Raw genomic sequence first — 22,674 nt, forward strand, 5'->3', positions numbered from 1 at the left:
TGTCATAATACGACCAGCGATAGAAACAGAGATTTCTTTCTCTTCTAATTCTTCTTTAGAGAACTCTCCATATAAGCTTAATAAGTCATTTGTTGCATTTGTACGTTCAAATCGTTTACCGAACGGATCGATTCCTTGCTCACGTAAGTTATGTAACTTTTCACGACGAACAAGCAATTGGTCGTTTAATTCTTCGTGGTTCATGTTATCCATGGTATTGATATCACTCCAGCTCTATTAATTTTTACAATATATACAGTATAGCATTTTCTACTCAACTAGAAAAACTGCCAGCAACTAGCTGGCAGTTCTTCTTTCTTTCACGTAATTATAGGAAGTGTATAGAAGAATGTCAATCTTCCCTATCTATTATTAACCAACGTGAATTGTTTGTTGTTTCGCTTCTACTTCTTCTACAAATGCACCTAATACATTCGCAAGATCTTCACGCGTATTACAAGCATTGATACCATTACGTACAGTTGCATTACCACGAACACCCTTTAAATACCAAGCTGCATGCTTTCTCATCTCTCTTACAGCGACATTTTCGTTCTTTAAATCGATAAGACGGTCTAGATGCAACATACATACGTCAATTTTCTCACGCACTGTCGGTTCCGGCATTAATTCACCTGTTTCCAAATACTTTACCGTACGATAAATCATCCACGGATCCCCAAGGGCAGCGCGACCGATCATAACACCATCTACACCAATTTCATCAAGCATTCGCTTTGCATCTTGTGGCGTTTCGACATCACCATTTCCGATAACCGGGATATTTACAGCTTGCTTTACTTGTTTAATAATATCCCAATCCGCTTTCCCTTCATACATTTGCACTCGTGTACGCCCATGAACTGCTACCGCTTGTCCGCCAGCACGTTCAACAGCTTTTGCATTCTCAATTGCGAAAATATGATCTGCATCCCAACCAATACGCATCTTAACTGTAACTGGCTTTTCAACAGCATCTACAACTGCCGCTACCATTTCATATATTTTATTTGGGTCTAAAAGCCACTTTGCTCCCGCATCACACTTAATGATTTTCGGTACTGGGCAACCCATATTAATATCAATAATGTCTGCTGTCGTATATTTATCTACGTATTTCGCAGCATCTACAAGAGTTTCTTTCTCTCCACCAAAAATTTGTAAACTTAATGGCTTTTCTCTTTCATCAATATATAACATATCTAATGTTCTTTTGTTATTAAGTAATATCGCTTTATCACTTACCATTTCAGCACAAACTAGGCCTGCACCAAATTCTTTTACTGTCAAACGGAATGCAGAATTACACACTCCCGCCATCGGTGCTAATACAACCGGGTTTTTCATCTCAATATTTGCGATCTTTAACACTCGACTTACTCCTTCCTTCATAGTCACTTTGGCATTAATTCCTCCACCGAAACCTTCAATGCCTTAGCAACTTCCACTACAAAATCTTGGGAAGGTGATCGATTCCCTCTCTCAACTTCACCTAAAACAGATACAGATACCCCTAACTCTTTAGCAAAACCTTCTTGCGTATAGCCTTTTAGCTTTCGAAAAGCACGAATGCGTCTTCCCCATTTTTCTGCTTCCATACCGTTACTCCCTCTCGCCTTTTCATTTCTTCTACTTGTGAACGTGAAATGTTTTGTTTAATATCTTGATTAATCTCTAACAACGGAACGATAACAAAAGCTCTTTCGAACATCCGCGGATGCGGAACAATAAGATTCTCTGCTTCAATATTTTCTTGATTATATAGCAAAATGTCAAGGTCGATGGTCCTCGGACCCCATCTGATTTCCCTTTTTCTTCCTAAATCATTCTCTACTCTTTGCGTAACTTTCAATAACTCTTGCGGTGATAAATTGGTAGAAATTTTTACAACTAAATTTAAAAAGCAACTTTGGTCAGTATAACCAACTGGTTCCGTTTCATATACAGACGAAACATCCTCAACTTGGATATAAGGATTTTTATTTAGAAACTGAATCGCTTCAGTTAAATACGTGTGACGTTCTCCGATATTTGAGCCTAATGCAATGTAAGCTATATTATTCATGGACGTTCTCTCGTAATTTCCACTGCTACAGCACGATAATGCCCAGGTATCGGCGGATCTGGTTTAATTACTTTAATTGTACAACGGAAAATACTCTCATATTGTTTCAATATATCTGCAGCAATATTTTCAGCGATACTCTCTACAAGCTTATACGTTCTATCTTCAACAACTTTTCTACATAATTCAAAAAGCTCTCCATAATTGACAGAATGCTCTAAGTCATCACTTTCTCCCGCCTGCTTCAAATCCAATTCCACCGTTAAGTCCACTTTAAATCTCTGCCCCAATTTATTTTCCTCTGGGAATACACCATGATAACCATAAAACTCCATATCATGAACATAGATTTTATCCAATTACTTTACCCCCTTACCAATCATCGCGTCCATCATCTTAGCCATACGTGACATTTCCCTCACATCATGAACACGAACAAACTCACAGCCCTTTTCAATACCGAGACAAACGGTAGCTCCCGTTCCCTCAAGACGTTCCTCTACCGGTAAATCTAGCACATGCCCAATAAAGGACTTTCTTGAAGTACCTAACAGCACTGGGTAACCTAGTACGTTTAACTGTTCTAAATTACGCATCGCCTCTAAATTTTGTTCAGGTGTTTTAGCAAAACCAATGCCTGGGTCTAAAATGATATTCTCATCTCGCACACCAGCATTTTTAGCAATTTTAATACTGTCATATAAATCAGCGACCATATCAGCCATTAAATTGCGGTAATTCATGTTATCGCGATTATGCATTAAAATAATAGGTACATCGTAATGAGCTGCAACTTCAGCGATTTTCGGTTCCGCCTTCGCTCCCCAAATATCATTAATAATATGAGCACCCGCCTCTATTGCTTGTTTTGCAACTTCAGCTTTATACGTGTCGATAGAAATAGGCAATTTTACTTCTTTTGAAACCGCCTGAATCATTGGAACAACTCGCTTGATTTCTTCTTCCACTGATACTTTAGCAAAACCCGGACGAGTGGATTCACCGCCGATATCAATAATATGAACACCTTCATCTCGCATTTCTTTCGCATGGCGCACTGCAGCCTCTACCTCGTTGTAACTCCCGCCATCAGAAAACGAATCTGGTGTTACATTTAAAATCCCCATAATTAAGGTTTTTTCATTTAAGTTCAATGTATATTCGCCGCAGCGCAAATCATAATCCCACTTCAAACTACACATCTCCTCTTCACAATTCATTTCTGCTCCACAATTTCTCTCTCTGCATTTCATAAAGACTCATAAACCTTTTTGTAACCATACCTACTTTACCCGGGAAATCTCGTCCCTCTATACGATAAAGCGGAACAATTTCTTGAATCGAATTTGTTACGAAGACTTCCTCAGCTGAAAGTAATTCATCTTTTGTAAAGAAACCTTCCTTTACTTCTATACCTAACTCTTCAGCAACCTTTATAATAAACGCACGAGTGATACCATTTAAAATCCCTGTTTTTAACGAAGGTGTATATAAAATATCACCTTTTACGAAAAAGAGATTCGAAACAATACCCTCTGCAACATAACCTGTTTCAGTAAGGAAAATACCTTCCTTATTCACAACATTTCCAATTTCACGTTTCCCTAAAATGTTATTTAAATAATGATGAGACTTCAAGCGGGACGCACCCTCTGGCGTATTTCGCACTTGCTTTAAAACAACCCCTTCTTTTTCCACTACATCTCCCGGGGCTGCTAAAGGTTTTATAAAAACAATAACAGACGGCTCTTCATACATTTCCGTTTGCAATCCAATTTCATCTATACCCGCCGATACATTAAAACGGACATACGCATGCTCTAATTCATTCTTAACGAGTAGGTTCTTCAGAATAAGCAATACTTCATCTTTCGTCATTGTCCATTTAATTTGCAATGTATTCAGCGCATCTATTAAACGATCATAATGATCATCCAATAAGAAAGGATGACCATTATAAATACGAAATGTCTCAAACACTCCAAGACCATATAAATAACCATGATCATAAGGAGAAATTCTCGCTTCATTCGCTTCTACGTACTCACCATTTACGTAAATTAACATGATGTCACACTTGGACTGTATTTACGAATGAAATTTTGCAACAACTCTTTCCCGTGGGAAGTCATAATCGATTCCGGGTGGAACTGTACACCTTCAATCGGTAACGTTGTATGACGGAGCGCCATAATTTCCCCTTCTTCCGTCCAAGATGTTACCTCTAAGCAATCAGGTAACGTCTCTTTCTTAACGATAAGGGAATGATAGCGCGTCGCAGTAAACGGATTAGGAATATCCGAAAAAATCGTCTTTCCGTCATGATGTATAAGCGACGTTTTCCCATGCATTAAGCGCTCCGCACGAACAACCTCTCCACCAAACACTTGTGCAATGGATTGGTGCCCAAGACAAACCCCAAAAATCGGAATCTTTCCAGCAAAGTATTGAATAACCTCCATACTAACACCGGCTTCATTCGGACTACACGGACCTGGTGAAATCATTAAAAAGTCTGGTTTCATATTCTCAATATCCGAAATAGTCACTTCATCGTTACGTTTAACAACAAGCTCTTGTCCAAGTTCCCCTAGAAACTGTACTAAATTAAATGTAAAAGAATCATAATTATCAATCATTAATATCATTTCTCTCACCTAACCGTTTCTTCACTACGTTCTTTTGCACGCCATAAAGCAATCGCCTTTTTTAACGACTCTTTATATTCATTTTCCGGATTTGAATCAATTACAATTCCCGCTCCTGCTTGTACATGAGCCTTTCCATCTTTAGCAAGAAGTGTTCTAATTACAATATTCAATTCTGTATCTCCAGAATAACCGATCCAACCGATTGAACCTGTATAAATCCCTCTGCGAACAGGTTCTAATTCTTCAATAATTTCCATCGTACGTATTTTCGGGGCACCAGTAATTGTTCCCCCAGGGAATACAGCCTTCACTAAATCAAAAGCATCTTTATCTTCATCCACCTCACCACGCACATTAGAAACAATATGCATTACATGTGAGTATTTCTCGATTACCATAAACTCATCTACTTCTACAGTGCCATATTTACAAACACGCCCTAAATCATTTCGTTCTAAATCCACAAGCATGACGTGCTCTGCTCTTTCTTTTTCGTTTTCAATTAATTCTCTTGCTAATGCTTCATCCTCTTGCTCATTCACACCTCTAGATCTCGTTCCAGCAATTGGTCTTGTACTTACTTCGGTCCCTTGTTTCTTAATTAACAACTCTGGTGACCCACTAACAATTTGAAAATCTCCAAGCTCCAAGTAACCCATATATGGAGATGGATTAATTTCACGAAGACTTGTATAAATTTCTAGCGGGTGTGTTTGTAACGTTCTTTCTTGTCTCGTCGACAAGTTTACTTGGAACACATCACCAGCACCAATATATTCTTGAATACATTCAACCGCCTTCATAAAGCTTTCTTCTGTAAAAGCAACTGCTTCACTTTTCTTTTCAGGGCATGCAAATGGTATAGTCACTTCCGGCGCTTCTGTCGCCCAAAGAACCTTCCACTCATTTAATCGCTCTTTTGCCTCTTCACGCTTATCTACATAATGTGTAATAATCCATAATACATTCTCTTCTTGATCATACACAAACACATCATCAAATAATAAAAAGAATATATCAGGTATATTAATGTCATCCTCCGCAAGAGAAGGCAGTTTTTCAATATAACGGATGCAATCATAACTAAAGTAACCAATCGCACCACCTTGAAATGGCGGGTATTCCGGATTATAGTCCGTTTCCCATCGCTCCATATATTCCTGCATTAAATCTAATGGGTTTCCTTGCTTTATTGTTTCCTTACCACTTTCGCTTATATGTAACGTTTCATCCTTCCCTCGGATTACCGCTACTGGGTTTAATCCCACAATGTTATAACGACCGCCACGTCCACTCTCTAACAAAATATGTTGCGGTTTATCCTTAGAAAGAAATTTATATTGCTTAAAGAAATCTAACTGATATGGAATAGAAAGCGCTAAAGATTTTCTTCGTTGCATATCAACACCCCGTCTTCTTTTATCCCACCCTCTTAGATTAACCACTTCAAACTACATTCGTTATGTATATAGAGTAGTTATACTAGAAGGCTAGTGAAAATAAATTAATTATACTACCTCTTATTTTACATGAAGTTTTCTAGTCATTCACTCTTTTCCTATTTCCAATCCAAAAAGAAAAAGCATCCTTTTTTCAAGGATGCTTTTTCAATCACATATAATTAAGACTCAAATTGATAAAGTGGTGTACTTAAATAACGTTCACCGTTACTTGGGATAATAACAAGTACCTTTTTCCCTTTACCTAGCTTTTTCGCAATTTCTGTTGCCGCATAAATAACCGCTCCAGAAGAGATACCGACTAAAATCCCTTCCTCTTTAGCCACTCTTCTTGCATATTCAAATGCTTGCTCTGTTTTTACTTGAACAATTTCATCATATACCTCTACATCCAATGTCTCTGGGATAAATCCTGCCCCAATTCCTTGGATTTTATGTGGACCCGGTTTCCCACCAGATAATACCGGTGAATCCGCAGGTTCTACTGCATAAATTTTAATATCTTTATACGCTTCTTTCAGTACTTCACCAGCACCAGTAATCGTTCCACCTGTACCAATACCCGCAATAAACGCATCTAATTGGTCGCCCATTTGTTCAACAATTTCTGGCCCTGTTGTTAAACGATGAATTTCTGGATTCGATTGGTTTTTGAACTGTTGTGGTATAAAGTAGCCATGCTCTTTTGCTAATTCTGTTGCTTGACGAATCGCTCCACCCATTCCTTCAGGCCCTGGAGTCAATACTAATTCTGCACCGTAAGCACGCAATAAATTACGACGCTCAATACTCATTGTTTCTGGCATTACTAAAATTGCCTTATATCCTTTAGCGGCCGCTACCATCGCTAAACCAATTCCTGTGTTACCACTTGTCGGCTCAATGATTGTATCGCCTTCTTTTAATAATCCTTTTTTTTCAGCATCTTCAATCATAGCTAATGCAATACGATCTTTAACGCTGCTCCCCGGATTCATAAATTCTAATTTTAAGTATATATCTGCGCTGTCTGATTCTACGATGCGGTTCAACTTAACGATCGGCGTTTTCCCGATTAATTCTGAAACTGATTGTGCCACTCGCATTCCTGTCACTCCTAACACCGAGTATTTTTATTGGTTTTGTCTATATTTAGATTTTGTCAGAAAATTCCCTGTTTGTCAATCTATTTAGGGGGTGAATCCCCTTAATTTCCTTATTACAAACTCTCAATTAAATTTGTAATATCTTCTTTAGAGAACTTGTATCGCTCATTACAGAAATGACAATGAACTTCTGTCTCTTCTTCTTCTGCACGAACTTGCTCTAACTCCGTTTTACCTAAACTAATTAACACACTCTCGATACGTTCGCGTGAGCATGTGCAATTAAATTGAACATCCATCGTTTCTAATACTTTTACTTTATCTTCTCCAAGAACTGCATACAGTAACTCTTCTGGAGAAAGCCCTTGTTCGATTAACGTTGATACAGGAGGAATGTTCTGCAAACGATCTTCAATGAATGAAATTGTTTCTTCCTGTGCACCTGGCATAATTTGAAGGATAAATCCACCTGCCGCTAATACGCTGTCATCTCCATTTACAAGAACGCCAACTCCTACAGAAGAAGGTGTTTGCTCAGAAACTGCAAAATAATACGTGAAGTCTTCCCCTAATTCTCCCGAAACAATTGGAGATTGACCAATAAACGGCTCACGCATACCAATATCTTTAATTACTGTTACAAATCCTTCAGTACCTACCGCTTGATATACGCGTAATTTCCCTTGTTCCGTTCCTTCAAAATCAACATGCGGATTCGTTACATAACCACGTACATCCCCATTTGCATGAGCATCTACTAAGATGGGACCAATCGGGCCATTACCTTCTACCTTAATCGTTAACTTTTGGTCACCTTTTAACATTGCGCCCATCATTGTACCTGCAGTTAAAGAACGACCAAGTGCCGCTGAAGCTGTTCTCCATGTATCATGACGTCTTTGCGCCTCACTTACTGTGTTTGTAGTACGTACACTATATGCACGCACTTCTCCATCAAATGCTAACGCTTTTACTAAATAATCTTTCATACTCATTTATTCACCTTTCTCATGCTGTAAATTTGCATTACGCTCATATAACATATACAAACCTTTTAATGTTAAAAATGGATCTACAACATCAATTACATTCGATTCTTCTGAAATTAATTTCGCTAATCCACCTGTTGCAATAACTTTCGGTTCTTGTTTAGCTTCCTCTTTCATACGCTTAACAATACCTTCCACTTGTCCAACATAACCATAAAGAATACCAGATTGCATCGCACTTACCGTATTCTTTCCAACAACACTGCTTGGTTTTGTAATTTCAATACGAGGAAGTTTTGCCGCTCTACTATATAAAGCCTCTGCTGAAATCATAATTCCCGGCGTAATAACTCCACCCATATAATGCTTTTCTTCGTTAATATAACAATATGTAGTAGCCGTACCGAAATCGACAATAATAAGCGGACTTCCATATAAGTGTATTCCTGCTACCGCATTTACAATTCGGTCCGCGCCTACTTCACGTGGGTTTTCATATTTAATATTTAGCCCCGTTTTTATTCCAGGACCTACTACAAGCGGTTTAATTTTAAAATATTTTTCACACATGCGCTCTAAAGCAAACATAATTGGTGGTACGACTGAAGACACGATAATACCTTTCACATCTTCAAACGAAAGACCTTCATGCTCAAGCAACTGCTTTACAAGCATTCCATATTCATCTTCTGTCTTATGACGATCTGTTTCCATGCGCCAATGTTGACGAAGTTCCCCCTCTTCAAACACGCCTAGCACAGCATTTGTGTTCCCTACATCCAATACAAAAATCATATTCTCACCACTTATCTTATTTAATCTATATTTGTTCAGTATGTATAAAACTTATAAAAACATCATATCACACATACTTATATAATCAGCTTTTCTATCCTCATCATTTTACAAAAAGATTACGCTCTATTTCAATTTTTAATACCAAATTTATTTAAATTCTTTTTCTACTTCATTTCGTTCCACAAATAAAAAAAGGAGTGACTATCGTCACTCCTTCATCTCTTACTTATCTTCTGATTCTTCATCGTCCTTCTTCATGTTGATGTTTACTTTCACATCAGCTGAAGACGTTGGACGTTCTGGCAATCTGCCGTAATCACATAAATGATTGATTTGCTCTGCATCTAACGTTTCTACTTCAAGTAGCGTTTTCGCAATAAGATCTAGTTTATCACGATTTTCAGTAAGAATTTCTTTTGCACGAGCATAACAGTCTTTCATAATTGTTTGCATTTCCACATCGATTTCATGTGCAATTGCATCACTGTAGTTTTGTTCTGAATGGAAGTCTCTTCCTAAGAACACTTGACCACCTTGTGAGCTACCAAATTGCATCGGTCCAAGCTTATCACTCATACCGAATTCCGTAACCATACGTCTTGCAATGCCAGTCGCACGTTGGAAGTCGTTGTGAGCACCTGTACTCACTTCACCAAATACAATCTCCTCAGCTACTCGACCACCAAGTAAACCAGTGATTTTATCAAGTAACTCTGGCTTTGTCATGAAGTAACGATCTTCTTTCGGCAGCATTACTGCATATCCACCAGCTTGACCACGAGGGACAATTGTTACTTTATGAACGACATCTGCTTCATCAAGAACAACACCAATTACAGTGTGGCCTGCTTCATGGAAAGCAACGATATTACGTTCTTTTTCAGAGATAACACGACTCTTCTTAGCTGGACCTGCAATAACGCGATCCGTCGCTTCATCAATGTCACTCATATCAATTTTCTTCTTATCTTGACGCGCAGCTACTAAAGCAGCTTCGTTTAATAAGTTTTCAAGATCGGCACCAGAGAATCCTGGTGTACGAGTTGCAATTGCTCTTAAGTTGATATTCTCATCAAGCGGTTTATTACGAGCATGTACTTTCAGTACAGCTTCACGGCCATTTACATCTGGACGATCTACTGTAATTTGACGGTCAAAACGACCTGGACGTAATAACGCTGGATCAAGAATATCAGGACGGTTTGTCGCAGCGATGATAATAATACCTTCGTTTGCACCGAATCCATCCATTTCAACAAGTAATTGGTTCAACGTTTGCTCACGCTCATCATGGCCACCACCAAGACCTGCGCCACGTTGACGTCCTACCGCATCAATTTCATCAATGAAAATGATACAAGGAGCATTTTTCTTTGCGTTTTCAAATAAATCACGTACACGTGATGCACCGACACCGACGAACATCTCTACGAAATCAGAACCACTGATAGAGAAGAACGGAACGCCTGCCTCACCTGCAACGGCACGTGCTAGTAAAGTTTTACCTGTACCTGGAGGTCCTACTAATAGAACACCCTTCGGAATACGGGCACCAACTTCAGCGAACTTACGAGGGTCTTTCAAGAATTCAACTACCTCAACAAGCTCTTGTTTCTCTTCATCCGCTCCAGCAACATCTCTGAAACGAACTTTTTTCTTTTCGTCATTATATAACTTCGCCTTACTTTTCCCGAAGTTCATAACACGGCTACCGCCGCCCTGAGCTTGGTTTAATAAGAAGAAGAATAAAATGAAGATAATAACAAACGGAATGATAGAAGTAAAGAATGTTACCCAAGCACTTGTTTCTTCTGCTGGTTGATACTTAACTTCAGCACCTTGCGCTTTGTCATTAATTTTCTTTTGTAATTCCTCAGTATTTGGTGCATAAGTAACAAATTGTTCTCCTTGGCTAGAGTTGTTAAATTGTCCTTTTACCTCAAATACACCATTTTTCGGTTGAAGTTGCACATTACGCACTTCACCTTTTTCTAGTTTAGTAATGAATTTATCGTAGCTAACTGATGTCGTTTTTTGTGTCGAACCATTAAAATAGCTCACGATTCCAATTACTACTAGGAATATCAGTAAATAAAAGATGGTATTACGGAAGATACGATTCATTCCTAACCTCCTCTCACGGCATAAACACTATAGTAAATCGTAACATAGAAAAACTTTCCTATACAATTGTGACGCCTGTATTTAATTAATTTGAGTAAACGCTTGGTTTTAATACTCCTACATAAGGAAGATTACGGTACTGCTCTTTATAATCTAATCCATATCCTACAACAAATTCATGCGGTACAGTAAATCCAACATAATCCGCTTTCAAATCTACTTTGCGGCCTGTTGGCTTATCTAATAACGTAACAATTTTTACAGATTTCGCTTTACGATATTTAAATAGGTCTACTAAGTAGCTTAGCGTAAGACCGCTATCAATAATATCTTCAACGATTAAAATATCGCGACCCTCTACAGAAGTATCAAGGTCTTTTAAAATTTTCACTTCGCCTGTTGAAACAGTAGAGTGACCGTAACTAGATACAGCCATAAAGTCCATTTCAAGATATGTATCTGTTCTCTTTAATAAATCTGCCATGAATGGCATTGCACCCTTTAATACGCCGATTGCAAGAGGTACTGTGTTTTTATAATCCTCTGCAATAATTGCGCCTAATTCGAGCACCTTTTCTTGTATTTGTTCTTCAGAAATTAATACTTTTTCGATATCTTGATTCATCATTTCATTATCCTCCCGGAAGACTCCTTGCTTTTGTAGTGAATAATCATATATTTATCCTTCTTTGCCGTCTCTTTCGAGATAGCAAATGCAGATCGCTTCAACAAGGGTATCCAAATAATATTCCCACTTGCATCACAAACGACCGGCCATTCTTCTCTTTTTTCTCTTGGTACTTTTGCTTCGATAAAAATAGTTTTTATCTTTTTTGTGCCATTCATACCTTGTATTGACATACGATCTCCATTTTCTCTAGAACGAATACGAAGTGGATATGATATATCATTATACTTAGCAACAAATACTGTTTCATTCATGTTACTTGGTATATCTTCGCTCACCTCTGCTACAAGCTTATCCCCGTTCGATAGCGTAATTGTCCCGGGCACTGATAAATCTTGTAAAAAAGGAGAAACAATTTCTTGTTTAAATCCAAAGCTGCACTCCTCGTATGCGCGAACAATTTTTAAATCACCTGGGAAATCAAGTGAACCCGAAGGTTGTGTCCGCTTAAAAAACTCAATCACTTTGTCAATATGTATAGAGGAAAGAGAAGATGGAATCTTATATTCATAAAGATAGTTTAATATTAGTTGAATCCCTCTTCTTTGTAAAGGCATAGACATGGATTCAAAGGCAGGAATTGATAAGCTAATTTGTTTATCACTTTTTTTTGTAATTACTTTATTCATTTTCTCAAAAGCTAATTCCTGCAAATACGCCTCATCCTCTTGCATCTGCATGCTAAATTTTTGGAATTTCTCATGCACTTGTGAATTTTCTTCTTTCAAATGCGGAAGGACATATTTACGTAATCGATTCCTTGTATATACTTCCTTTTTATTACTTGGATCTATACGAGGAATTATTTTTAGCTTATTACAGTAATCAACAATTTCTTCCTTCGTTACTCCAAGTAACGGCCTAATTAAATATCCATTATGAAAAGGACGCTTCACTGCAATGCCTGCATATCCTTTCGGAGTACTCCCTCGCACAAGGCGCATTAAGATCGTCTCTACTTGGTCATCACCATGATGTCCAAGAGCTACATATCTCGCATCATATTTCTTCATTATTCTTTCCAAAAATGCATATCTGCATTCTCTAGCAGCAACTTGTGCATTCATCCCATATTGCTGTTGATATTGCGACACATTAATCCTTATCGTTTCGCAAATAACTCCCAGTCCCTTACAAAGGTCCTGCACAAACTGTAGGTCCTCATGAGATTCATCACCTCTAAACATATGATCCACATGCGCCACTACAATTTCAAACTGTTTTGCCGCTCTTTTTTCTAACAAATAATATAGAAGAGCCAAAGAGTCAGGACCACCAGAAACCCCTACAACAATTGTTGAATGTTCCTTTAATACATCATGCTGCTTTACAAAGTCATCTACCTTTTCAACAAATGTATCTTTCAACTTCGTAATCACCTTTCATTAAACAAGAACAGCAACGTTAGTTACCTTGTTTATAATGGTACAACTTTTACAAACATTGTGCAAAAAAAAGATATACAAAAATTACATTTTTATCTTACATCATCCGTACATATTCACAAAAATAATACCATTATCTTTTAAAGCAAAAAACCTAGGCATCCACCTAGGTTTTTAGAAAGAAACATCACACTTAAAGTTTATTGTGCCTGCATTCCTACAATTGGAATCGTAGCCCACTTCGGCATATTTTTCTTCACTTTCGCCACAACAATAGTCATATCGTCATTTATATAACCATCACCAGAGCGAATCACCTCTTCCATAATGATATCAGCAATTTCTTGCGGATCTTCGGTTTGTAATTCTTTAATTTTTCGTTTCATCCATAGTTCATGATTCTCCACATGTTGCGCTCCCTCAAAAATCCCATCGCTCATCATAATAAGAATATCACCCGTTTTTAATTGTTCACCTACTACATCAACTTCAACATCTTCAATAATCCCCATCGGTAAATTACTTGCCTCAATTTTCAAAATGTTATTTGCACGCTTAACAAAACTCGGTGTCGATCCAATCTTTAAAAACTTCGCACTCGCATCCCGCAAATCTACCATAGCTAAATCTAACGTCGTAAACATCTCTTCTGTTGTTCTTAAAGAAAGAATAGAATTGATAGACTTAATCGCTATTTCCTCATCAATGCCTGATTGAAGTATCTTTTGTAATAATTTCACCGTTTCTTTACTCTCCATATGAGCTCTTTGCCCATTTCCCATACCATCACTAATCGCAAGCGCATATTTACCGACGCTTAGATCCATCATCGCATAAGAATCACCCGAAACAAACCCACCACCCTTGGCAGCTGTAGCCAATCCCGTATCAAGAGAATACGTCTTTGCTGAACCAAATGATATTAAGCTGTGACCGTTCGGATAAGAAGACTTTTCTTCATGTTTAACAACTATATTTTCCTTTAGAATATCAGAAAGCATCGGCGCAACTAATTTTTCACACTCTCCATGTTCATTAGATGCAACCGGAATCAGCATTTCAATATCAATACTTCCTCTATCTAAACAATAAATATCAACGTGCTCTATTTCTACGCCAAAATCACGAAACGCTTGCAAAATCTGTTCTTCTTGTACTTGATGATTTTCTCGTTCTCTTTGTATCTCCTTAGCAAAATCCTCCATAACCTTTGATACACCTAATAGTTGCTCCGCTACTATCCTACGATTTTCCTTCATTTGTTTTCGTAATTTCTGCCCCTCATAGAAATGATCTAATTCACCAGCTACTAAATCCGTCACTTTCTTCCCTCTCACACAATGCTTGTCCCATTCACGAACTAACTTCCGATTATGCTGCAACGTCCCCTCTTCCGTTTCACTCATTATTTGTTTCATATAATCGTACGTTTTATCGAAATTAACTACCCAGCATTGGTCCTTTTTAAAGCATGTTTGACATGTTTTTGCAGTAATTGTACTTAAGAACAAATCTGCCTCTGTCTCTTTATCTTCCTCCTCCACATATCCATATACAGAAAAGCTATTAGATAAAGCAGCAAATACATTGGCAAATTGATTAATTTTATTCGCTGTAACATCACGCATCCTTCTTAAATACTGTTGTTGATCTTGCGAATGTTCCTGTGTGCCTGGCATGAATTTAGCAATACGATCCATAACAAGTTTCGGTGTTAATAAGAAGAACGCAATCGCCACACCGGATTCAACTAAAGTTGTCACTATGTTTGTTTGCTTGTCTACATATAGCGTAATCAAGCTCGTCCCGATTAATAAACCTAAACTAACACCTAAACGCTTCCCTTCTTTTAACAAACCACCAAGCAATCCAGAAAAAGCAAGCAGACTAAGCTGAGACAAACTGGAGACATTCGCTAAACTTAATATTAATCCAGTGACGACCCCCACTGTAGATCCCGTAGCAGCCCCCGCGATAAATGCAAACACGAGCACTAAATACCTAGTAAAAATATGTTGAATAGAAGCGTCATATACAAACCAATCTGTTGTACCTGTTAAAACAGATGCTAGTAATATAATTAAACAAACAATTTCTTCTGTCTCTAGCGCTTGTTGTTTACCTTTTCGTTCGACTAAAAGCGGAACACTTTGTAAAAATATCATAGTTAATACGAAGCTAAGCCCTGCCTCAATCGTACTAACAAGTAAATCGTACATGGTAACAGTTTGTTGCGCAAAATATACGACAACTACATGTGCGGTTAATGCGGAGATAAATACTTGGAATGGAACAAGTCCAACAGTTTTACGTGTAAACCGACTAAAGAAGATATTATAAATGAAGAAAGTAAAAATAGATGCAAAGGTAAAGAATAAATTATCTATCGAAACTGAAAGTGCGCCCCCCATTAGAGCCAAGAACGCGAGCGGCATTTTATCCCGCTTCATAACATAAACAGCAGCAAAAAATGGCAGTGCAAACGGTAAAATGTTTGTTAATATATATGCTCGTCCCAAAAGAAAACCAATAACAACAATAATGAATCCCCATCTAAAGAAAACTTGTTCAAACTTCATTCGCAACTTACTTGTCCACTTTACTGCTCCAAGCTGACTCTCATTCATTGCCAATGCACTTGTATTCATAGTATTCCTTCCTGCTTTAGGCATATTTTTAACACCACCTGCATAGTTTAATTACTGTCATTATAAAAGATTATTATTGGGATTTTTGTCAAAACAACAGTTTTCACTTTTATAATCGTTCGACTTTTTATTCGAAATAACTCTACATATATACAAGGTATGTAATGTATCTTTAATATTTTAATCGAACATTCAGAAAATATAGGGTAATTTTGTAGAAGTGTTGTATGTCTTAATTTATTTAACAAAAAAAGATCATGCAAATTTGCATGATCTTTTTAGGATGACCCGTACGGGATTCGAACCCGTGTTACCGCCGTGAAAGGGCGGTGTCTTAACCACTTGACCAACGGGCCGTTAAATTAAATATAGCGGCGGAGGGGATCGAACCCCCGACCTCACGGGTATGAACCGTACGCTCTAGCCAGCTGAGCTACACCGCCATGTCGTCTTATTTAACGGACAATTAGTATCTTACCTCAGATACATTTTAAAGTCAACACATCTTGAAAACTTTTTTAAAAATATATTTTCACATATAAAAAAGCACCCCGAGCAATCGCCCTGGGTACCTCTCTATATGCTAAGAATTAAACGTTCTTATTATCCGCGACGTGCGCCACGGCCACCACGTTTAGATTCTGTGTTACGCTTTAAAGAAGTTAAACGATCTTCACTATCCTTTAAGAAACGTGCCATCTTTTGCTCGAATGTTTCTTTTGGAGCTCGTTCGTTACCGCCGCCACGATTATCTCTGTTGAAAGAACGATTACGTTGTGGACGTCCAGAACGTTGTTGATCGCCGCCACCGCGTTGGTATTCACCACGTGGACGATCTCCTTCTGTTTTTTCACGCTCTTTCGCTTTCTTAATAGATAGACCGATCTTGCCATCTTTTTCAACGTTAATAACTTTTACTTCTACTTGGTCGCCCACTTTTAAGTGATCGTTAATATCTTTCACATAATTATCAGCAACTTCACTAATATGAACAAGACCCGTTAAGCCTTCTGGCAGCTCCACAAAAGCCCCAAAATTTGTAATACCTGTTACTTTACCCTGTAACTTGCTGCCTACCTCGATTGACATAAAAAAAATGCTCCTCCTTAGTGGTTAAAAAGTCAAATTTTACTTTATTATATATAATCCTAAAATATAGTGTCAATAAGACATACTCTACTTAGAAACAGGAAAAATTATCTCCCCTTTTCCAGAGAAGAAATAATCCCTTCTAGCAATCTTTAATACGTACTCTTCATCATTTAACTTTTGAACTTCGTCTTTTAGACTCTTTTCTTTATTCGTTAATGAATCCAGTTCTTTTTTCATGTCCTTAACTTTTGCTTCTTTTGCTCTAATGGAACTGTTTTGTTGATAAAACGTTACACTAATACTCGCAATAATTGTAAAAGCAAAGACAAGAAAAACCGCTAAACGGCGATAAAGTCGCTTCCTGTTCTCATCCGTTTGTATTATATGCTCTTTAACAGGATTTGGACTCTGTTTTTCGATTGTTCTTTGTCTCAGTTCCCTCATTTCCGAGGTCCCCCTAACTTCTTTTTTATACGCTCCCATAATTGGAAGATATGTCCCTTTAATTTTGCTATATATTGCAGGAACCCTACATGTTTCATTATAAAAAGTTTAACACGATTAGGGAGAAGTTTCCATATGAGCGAAGCAATAAATCGAACAGGCCAGAAAAAAACTTTCCATATGAAAAGTAATATCCAAATCACCATTTTCCATAACACATGTCCAATTGAAAGCAGTATACGAAATAAGAATAATATAAATGCAATAAATAGCTGCGCTATAATAATAACAGGTTTTATCATGAGTAGCTTTATAATTTGAACAAAAAAGTTTGTTGTTTGCATAAAAATATAGATGAGAAAATTTAACAATCTCATGTATAGTGCTTTCAATAAGCTTTGATACGCCGCAAAACCACATAATAATGCCAAAAATACATATATACGTAGTTCAGCTTCATTTACAAGAAGCAATACGTAAAAGACGAATAACGCTTGGACAATCCAAAATAGTATATCATGTATAAACACAAGCCAACGTTTACGTTCTTGCCGCTTTAAAAATCGTTGGTATGTATCTAAAGACGCTCCAATCCAAGCACCCATTCCGATCATTGAGAGCATCGTATACAACTGAATTGTTAGGCTCATTTAAACAACTTACTAAAGAATCCTTTAGTTTTCTCCCCTTGATTCTCATCAATATACAGCATCTCATGAACTTTCCCTTTAATCGATACAACACCTTTTTCCACATCTAAATTTTTCATTTGCAAATTTTGACCACGAATTGTTAAAAAGCCCATTACAGTCTCAAGCAAAAACTCTTCGCTATCAAAACTCTCTACCTGCTTTACACCGGTAATATCAATTACACGCCTGCCACGCATAATAATATCATGCTCTACAGAAACATTTTGTTGATTAGAAGACATAGGTGAGTAACCATTATTCACGTAAATCCCCCCTACATTTATACTAGCTAATAGTAATGTATGAAGGGATAATTGATTTTAGAACAAGCCTTCTTCAGCCTTTACCTTTTCTTCGCGAACTAAACTATACATATTTGCTGCATCTTCTTTTTTGGTCGTTTCTTTCAATTCGTTTATTTTTACAGTTACTATTTTTTGACCAAAACGAATTGTTAATTCATCAGCTACTTTCACATCTGAACTCGCTTTTGCCACTTGACCATTAATTGATATTCTTCCTTGATCAGCTACTTCTTTCGCTAATGTTCTTCTTTTAATTAAACGTGATACTTTTAAAAACTTATCTAAACGCATATCAAATCCCCCTATTAACGCTCTGTTTGTTTTGCCTCTTCCCATAAAACATCCAACTGCTCTAATGATAAATCTTGCATCTCTTTATTCATTTCAGCTACCTTTGCTTCCATGTATAAGAAACGACCGACGAATTTCTCATTCGTTGCATGTAACGCCTCTTCGGGATCTATTTTATAATGACGAGCTATATTAACAAACGCAAATAGTAAATCGCCAAATTCACCTAACATCTTCGCCTCATCCATATTTGTAACTTCTTGTTGGAACTCTTGCCATTCTTCTAAAGCTTTCTCTATCATCGGTTGTACATCAACCCAATCAAAACCAACCTTGCCCGCTTTTTTCTGGATTTCATAAGCGCGTAGTAACTGTGGCAAACTTTTTGGAACTCCATTTAAAACAGATTCTTTCACGAATCCTTTTTCTTGTTTTTTAATTTCTTCCCAATTAGCAAGTACTTCATCAGCACTATTTACATCTGTATTCCCAAATACATGCGGATGGCGACGAACCATTTTCTCAGATAAAGTCCGAATAATATCATCTATAGAGAACCAACCTTCGTCCTCTCCGATTTGAGCGTGCAGCATAACTTGTAATAATACATCACCCAGTTCCTCTACTAAGTGGTCGTCGTCCTCTTCATCAATTGCTTCCAACACTTCATAAGCTTCCTCAATTAAATACTTCTTTAAAGATTGATGTGTTTGCTTTTTATCCCACGGACAACCATTTGGTCCACGAAGGTCTGCAATAATTTCTCTAAGCACATCAAACTGTTGATACAAGGACGCACGTTCCTGAACGGGTGGTACATATACACTCGTTAAATTATTTAATTCCGTTTCATGATCTAACATGTACAACGGCACCTTTTTAACCTGTTCAAATGAAGTCCCTGCAGCTGTTACGATATATACTTCATAATCATCTGGCAGCATCTCCATTAATGTTAATTTCACATCAGATGCAACGAATGCGTCATATACTTGGCAAAAGATTAAATGTTGACGTAATTCTAATTGTCCTCTTTCAAATGATGTGGCATCAATTAATTGGAATCCTTCAATCGGATCAATCTTTAGACTTGCAAACATTGGATCAAGGAAACTTTGTCCACCTTCAATGCGCACTTCAACATTCGCTACTTCGCCTTTTTCCAATAGTAGCTGAACCGTTCTTTCCGCTACAAGCGGATGCCCTGGCACGGCATAGATGATTTCTGCGCCTTCAGCTTGTTCTAACAATGTATTCGCAATTGTTTCATATACAATTTCAAATGTATCATGTGCTTCATATACACTGTCAAAGGCTGTATATTGTATACCTTCTTTCTCCAACTCTTCTATAACGGGGTGTTCCTTCGTTCGAACAAACATGTGATCTGCTTCTTTTATTTTTCGATATACACCCATCGTTAACTGATCTAACTCACCAGCACCTAATCCTAAAATAGTAATGATTCCACTCACAATCTGCCACCTCTATCCACTCTTCTTCAATGAACCTTCTTTTTTCTCTTTTTTCATCACGGTTCCTATTTCCGCTTTTGTAAATACACGTAATTTTAAAATCAAAAACATATATGCCAATCCGCCGATAGCTACACCTAACAATGCCTCAATTGTCGCGATTCCTCTATGTTCCGTATCAATTACTAATCCAGACATTTGCATTACACGCATAAACATTATTAATACAAATCCCATACCGATACCACTAATAACTACACCTAACATATTACGTTTATCGATGAGCGATTCCGATACGGCTTGCATAAGTAATGCACTATTTAACACAGAAATTACAATTAACGCAACTAGTGTTGCAATTGCAGCTCCCTTCACACCAAAATACGGCATTAATATATAATTTAAAGCTAACTTTAAACAACTCCCAAATATAACGAATATTGCTGGTTTTAATGTTTGTCCTAGCCCTTGCAAAATAGAAGCAGTTGTAATTGACAATGAACTAAATAAAATAGATAAAGATAAAATGGATAAAACATCTGACCCATCACTATTTTCAAACAGCATAATATTCGTAGGCTGAATAATACAAGTTAATCCAATGGCCGCTGCAAATCCAATAACAAATGTTATTTTCATTGCTAACTTTACCTTTTCTCGAATAAAGGAAAGATCTCCTCTTTCCTTCGCCGCTGTAATGATTGGAATAAGCGACAACGAGAAAGAAGTTGTCACGACAGTCCCTAATTGCATAAGCGGGATACTTCTGTCATACACACCTTTTAATACCTTTGCACTTTCAGCTGGCTCTCCTGCCCCAATAAGTAAAGAATAGAAGGAAACAGAATCAGCCATTTGTATAAAAATAAGCACTAAATTACTAACACAAATCGCCAAACCCTGCCAAAACAGAATTTTAATAATCCTCTTTTTCCCCTTAATTCTCTTTACACTTTTGAAGAATATAGAACGAAAGTCATGACGCATATAAAGTACAAGTACGATAATCCCAATCAGTCCGCCTGCGATTGAACCTAACATAGCACCTGCACCGACCGTATATAAATCAAATCCGTGAGCAATTAGGAATAGAGATAAAAATACAATAATAGAAACACGAATCGTTTGTTCTATCACTTGCGAAACAGCTGTTGGCATCATATTATTGAACCCCTGAAAATATCCTCTTGCCACAGATAGAAACGGCATCAATATGAATGAAAATGAAATAACACGTAATAACTTATCTAAGTGTATATCGCCCATAGCTGTTGCAATTGCTTCGGCACCAAAAAACAATGTAAAAAAGCCTATGAAACCAATTCCTAATAAAAACCAAAAAGATACACAAATAATTTCTTCTGCTTCTTTTTGTTTCCCTCGCTCTAATCGTTCCGCAACCATTTTTGAAATTATAATCGGGAATCCATAAGTAGCTAAAATTAAACAAAATCCATAAAACGGATAAATTTGTTGGTAAATATAAAAACCAATATCACCCGCTATATTTTGATATGGAATACGGTAAAAAGCGCTTAATACCTTTGTAACAAAACTTGCGATTGTTAATATAATAGCCCCACGCCAAAAGGCTTGATACTTCTTCGATTCCATACAAGAAAACTCCTTTTTCTATTCTCACCCCTCGTATTATATCATAAAGAAAAGGACAAGCTTCCTTACCTACACGAGCAATAATACGTTCGTGCAACGCTAGAAATGTTCAACGAAAAAAGGTAGCAAAGCGCTACCTTTTTTCAATATACATATATCTCCAAATAATTGATTTCTCAAGAAGAAATATCATAATTAGGAAAGATTGCTACTTCTAAAATTCGATATGACCTTACTGCTCCATTTGTTTCGCTAAAAAGCTCGCAGCTGTATTTACTGACTTATGCTCTACCTCACTTATAATAGCCTCTTTAGAGAAGATAATAACAGCTCCAATTGGATCCCCATTCGCAACAATCGGTCCAATTGTATAGGAACTAACTTTTTCTGTCACCCCATCAATAATTGAAATTTCGCTTTCATCCGTCATAATTACAGACTTACGATCTTCCATTGTCTTCTCAATTAAATCGCCAACGCTTTTATTTAAGTATTCTTTTTTAGATATGCCTGCTACCGCGATAATAGAATCACGATCGCATACAAGCACATTATGTCCTAAGCTATCGTATAAAGCTTCCGTATATTCTTTTGCAAAATCGCCTAGTTCACTAATCGGAGAATATTTCTTCAAAATTACTTCTCCATCGCGATCAACAAATATTTCTAGTGGGTCTCCTTCTCGAATACGTAAAGTTCTACGAATTTCCTTCGGGATTACTACCCTACCTAAATCATCAATTCGACGTACGATTCCAGTTGCTTTCATTCTAATGCTGCCTCACTTTCTACTGATGATGAAAGTGGTGAATTTACCTGTTCATGTAAAAATCACCAACTGTTAGACATAGTATTTTACACATTAGTT

At 37.3% G+C, this 22,674-nt stretch carries 24 protein-coding genes and 2 tRNA genes (1 of these 26 running past the window's edge); all 26 read right to left on the reverse strand.

Translation table 11 applies throughout. The features are described 5' to 3' along the window. Positions 1–213: the beginning of a lysine--tRNA ligase gene (gene lysS / locus AABL52_RS26655; RefSeq protein ID WP_000369672.1), read on the reverse strand. 1,287 nt of this gene lie to the left of the window's left edge; the window shows 213 of its 1,500 coding nt (coding positions 1–213); its start codon is at positions 211–213; the stop codon falls past the left edge of the window. 159 nt (positions 214–372) lie between these two features. Then, positions 373–1,371, reverse strand: coding sequence for a tRNA dihydrouridine synthase DusB (gene dusB / locus AABL52_RS26660; protein WP_000912237.1), 999 nt, complete (start codon positions 1,369–1,371; stop codon positions 373–375). A 23-nt stretch (positions 1,372–1,394) separates the two neighbouring features. After that, the gene (locus tag AABL52_RS26665; protein WP_000387029.1) at positions 1,395–1,598 is read right to left on the reverse strand and encodes a helix-turn-helix domain-containing protein; all 204 of its coding nucleotides are present in this window, start codon (positions 1,596–1,598) and stop codon (positions 1,395–1,397) included. After that, positions 1,550–2,065, reverse strand: coding sequence for a 2-amino-4-hydroxy-6-hydroxymethyldihydropteridine diphosphokinase (gene folK / locus AABL52_RS26670; protein ID WP_001059441.1), 516 nt, complete (start codon positions 2,063–2,065; stop codon positions 1,550–1,552). Before folK ends, AABL52_RS26665 begins: the two co-directional genes overlap by 49 nt. Continuing rightward, complete coding sequence (gene folB, locus AABL52_RS26675) at positions 2,062–2,424, reverse strand: dihydroneopterin aldolase (RefSeq protein ID WP_000358076.1); 363 nt, start codon at positions 2,422–2,424, stop codon at positions 2,062–2,064. The genes folK and folB overlap by 4 nt, the downstream gene beginning before the upstream one ends. Continuing rightward, positions 2,425–3,285, reverse strand: coding sequence for a dihydropteroate synthase (folP, locus tag AABL52_RS26680; protein ID WP_033655950.1), 861 nt, complete (start codon positions 3,283–3,285; stop codon positions 2,425–2,427). It lies immediately after the preceding gene. Further along, positions 3,275–4,132, reverse strand: coding sequence for an aminodeoxychorismate lyase (pabC, locus tag AABL52_RS26685; RefSeq protein WP_000909861.1), 858 nt, complete (start codon positions 4,130–4,132; stop codon positions 3,275–3,277). The genes folP and pabC overlap by 11 nt, the downstream gene beginning before the upstream one ends. Continuing rightward, positions 4,126–4,713, reverse strand: a complete 588-nt coding sequence (gene pabA, locus AABL52_RS26690; RefSeq protein WP_341518709.1) for an aminodeoxychorismate/anthranilate synthase component II — start codon at positions 4,711–4,713, stop codon at positions 4,126–4,128. The genes pabC and pabA overlap by 7 nt, the downstream gene beginning before the upstream one ends. Before the next feature lie 5 nt (positions 4,714–4,718). Next, positions 4,719–6,116, reverse strand: a complete 1,398-nt coding sequence (gene pabB, locus AABL52_RS26695; protein ID WP_341518710.1) for an aminodeoxychorismate synthase component I — start codon at positions 6,114–6,116, stop codon at positions 4,719–4,721. A 221-nt stretch (positions 6,117–6,337) separates the two neighbouring features. After that, a complete protein-coding gene (gene cysK, locus AABL52_RS26700) occupies positions 6,338–7,261 on the reverse strand; it encodes a cysteine synthase A (protein WP_001261702.1) in 924 nt (307 codons plus the stop codon). Between the two features lie 113 nt (positions 7,262–7,374). Beyond that, entirely contained in the window at positions 7,375–8,250 is an 876-nt protein-coding gene (hslO, locus tag AABL52_RS26705) for a redox-regulated molecular chaperone HslO (protein ID WP_061678927.1), read from the reverse strand. Between the two features lie 6 nt (positions 8,251–8,256). Then, entirely contained in the window at positions 8,257–9,045 is a 789-nt protein-coding gene (locus tag AABL52_RS26710; protein ID WP_000578367.1) for a type III pantothenate kinase, read from the reverse strand. Between the two features lie 225 nt (positions 9,046–9,270). Next, a complete protein-coding gene (gene ftsH, locus AABL52_RS26715; RefSeq protein WP_001079662.1) occupies positions 9,271–11,172 on the reverse strand; it encodes an ATP-dependent zinc metalloprotease FtsH in 1,902 nt (633 codons plus the stop codon). An 85-nt stretch (positions 11,173–11,257) separates the two neighbouring features. Then, on the reverse strand, positions 11,258–11,800 hold the full coding sequence (gene hpt, locus AABL52_RS26720) for a hypoxanthine phosphoribosyltransferase (RefSeq protein ID WP_000981838.1): 543 nt from the start codon (positions 11,798–11,800) through the stop codon (positions 11,258–11,260). Continuing rightward, positions 11,797–13,227, reverse strand: a complete 1,431-nt coding sequence (gene tilS, locus AABL52_RS26725) for a tRNA lysidine(34) synthetase TilS (RefSeq protein ID WP_000655439.1) — start codon at positions 13,225–13,227, stop codon at positions 11,797–11,799. Before tilS ends, hpt begins: the two co-directional genes overlap by 4 nt. 218 nt (positions 13,228–13,445) lie before the next feature. Next, positions 13,446–15,917: a stage II sporulation protein E gene (gene spoIIE / locus AABL52_RS26730; protein WP_341518711.1), complete on the reverse strand. Its 2,472-nt coding sequence runs from the start codon at positions 15,915–15,917 to the stop codon at positions 13,446–13,448. A 260-nt stretch (positions 15,918–16,177) separates the two neighbouring features. Further along, positions 16,178–16,249, reverse strand: a tRNA-Glu gene (locus AABL52_RS26735). Positions 16,250–16,262: 13 nt separating this feature from the next. Beyond that, a tRNA-Met gene (locus tag AABL52_RS26740) sits at positions 16,263–16,336 on the reverse strand. A gap of 160 nt (positions 16,337–16,496) precedes the next feature. After that, the gene (locus tag AABL52_RS26745; protein WP_000021453.1) at positions 16,497–16,982 is read right to left on the reverse strand and encodes a S1 domain-containing RNA-binding protein; all 486 of its coding nucleotides are present in this window, start codon (positions 16,980–16,982) and stop codon (positions 16,497–16,499) included. An 87-nt stretch (positions 16,983–17,069) separates the two neighbouring features. Further along, positions 17,070–17,429 carry a cell division protein DivIC gene (divIC, locus tag AABL52_RS26750; protein WP_001208737.1) on the reverse strand — a complete coding sequence of 120 codons (360 nt, stop codon included), beginning with the start codon at positions 17,427–17,429 and terminating at the stop codon, positions 17,070–17,072. Beyond that, positions 17,426–18,079 carry a spore cortex biosynthesis protein YabQ gene (gene yabQ, locus AABL52_RS26755; RefSeq protein ID WP_097844306.1) on the reverse strand — a complete coding sequence of 218 codons (654 nt, stop codon included), beginning with the start codon at positions 18,077–18,079 and terminating at the stop codon, positions 17,426–17,428. Before yabQ ends, divIC begins: the two co-directional genes overlap by 4 nt. After that, the gene (gene yabP, locus AABL52_RS26760; RefSeq protein ID WP_001059101.1) at positions 18,076–18,384 is read right to left on the reverse strand and encodes a sporulation protein YabP; all 309 of its coding nucleotides are present in this window, start codon (positions 18,382–18,384) and stop codon (positions 18,076–18,078) included. The genes yabQ and yabP overlap by 4 nt, the downstream gene beginning before the upstream one ends. Before the next feature lie 57 nt (positions 18,385–18,441). Next, entirely contained in the window at positions 18,442–18,717 is a 276-nt protein-coding gene (locus tag AABL52_RS26765; RefSeq protein WP_001234876.1) for an RNA-binding S4 domain-containing protein, read from the reverse strand. 14 nt (positions 18,718–18,731) lie between these two features. Continuing rightward, entirely contained in the window at positions 18,732–20,192 is a 1,461-nt protein-coding gene (gene mazG, locus AABL52_RS26770) for a nucleoside triphosphate pyrophosphohydrolase (RefSeq protein WP_000014263.1), read from the reverse strand. Positions 20,193–20,204: 12 nt separating this feature from the next. Continuing rightward, positions 20,205–21,806, reverse strand: a complete 1,602-nt coding sequence (locus AABL52_RS26775) for a putative polysaccharide biosynthesis protein (RefSeq protein WP_000444147.1) — start codon at positions 21,804–21,806, stop codon at positions 20,205–20,207. A gap of 232 nt (positions 21,807–22,038) precedes the next feature. Further along, positions 22,039–22,575: a stage V sporulation protein T gene (spoVT, locus tag AABL52_RS26780; RefSeq protein ID WP_000648309.1), complete on the reverse strand. Its 537-nt coding sequence runs from the start codon at positions 22,573–22,575 to the stop codon at positions 22,039–22,041. Positions 22,576–22,674 lie beyond the last annotated feature (99 nt).

Source organism: Bacillus paramobilis, assembly GCF_038096195.1.
Lineage (GTDB): Bacteria > Bacillota > Bacilli > Bacillales > Bacillaceae_G > Bacillus_A > Bacillus_A mobilis.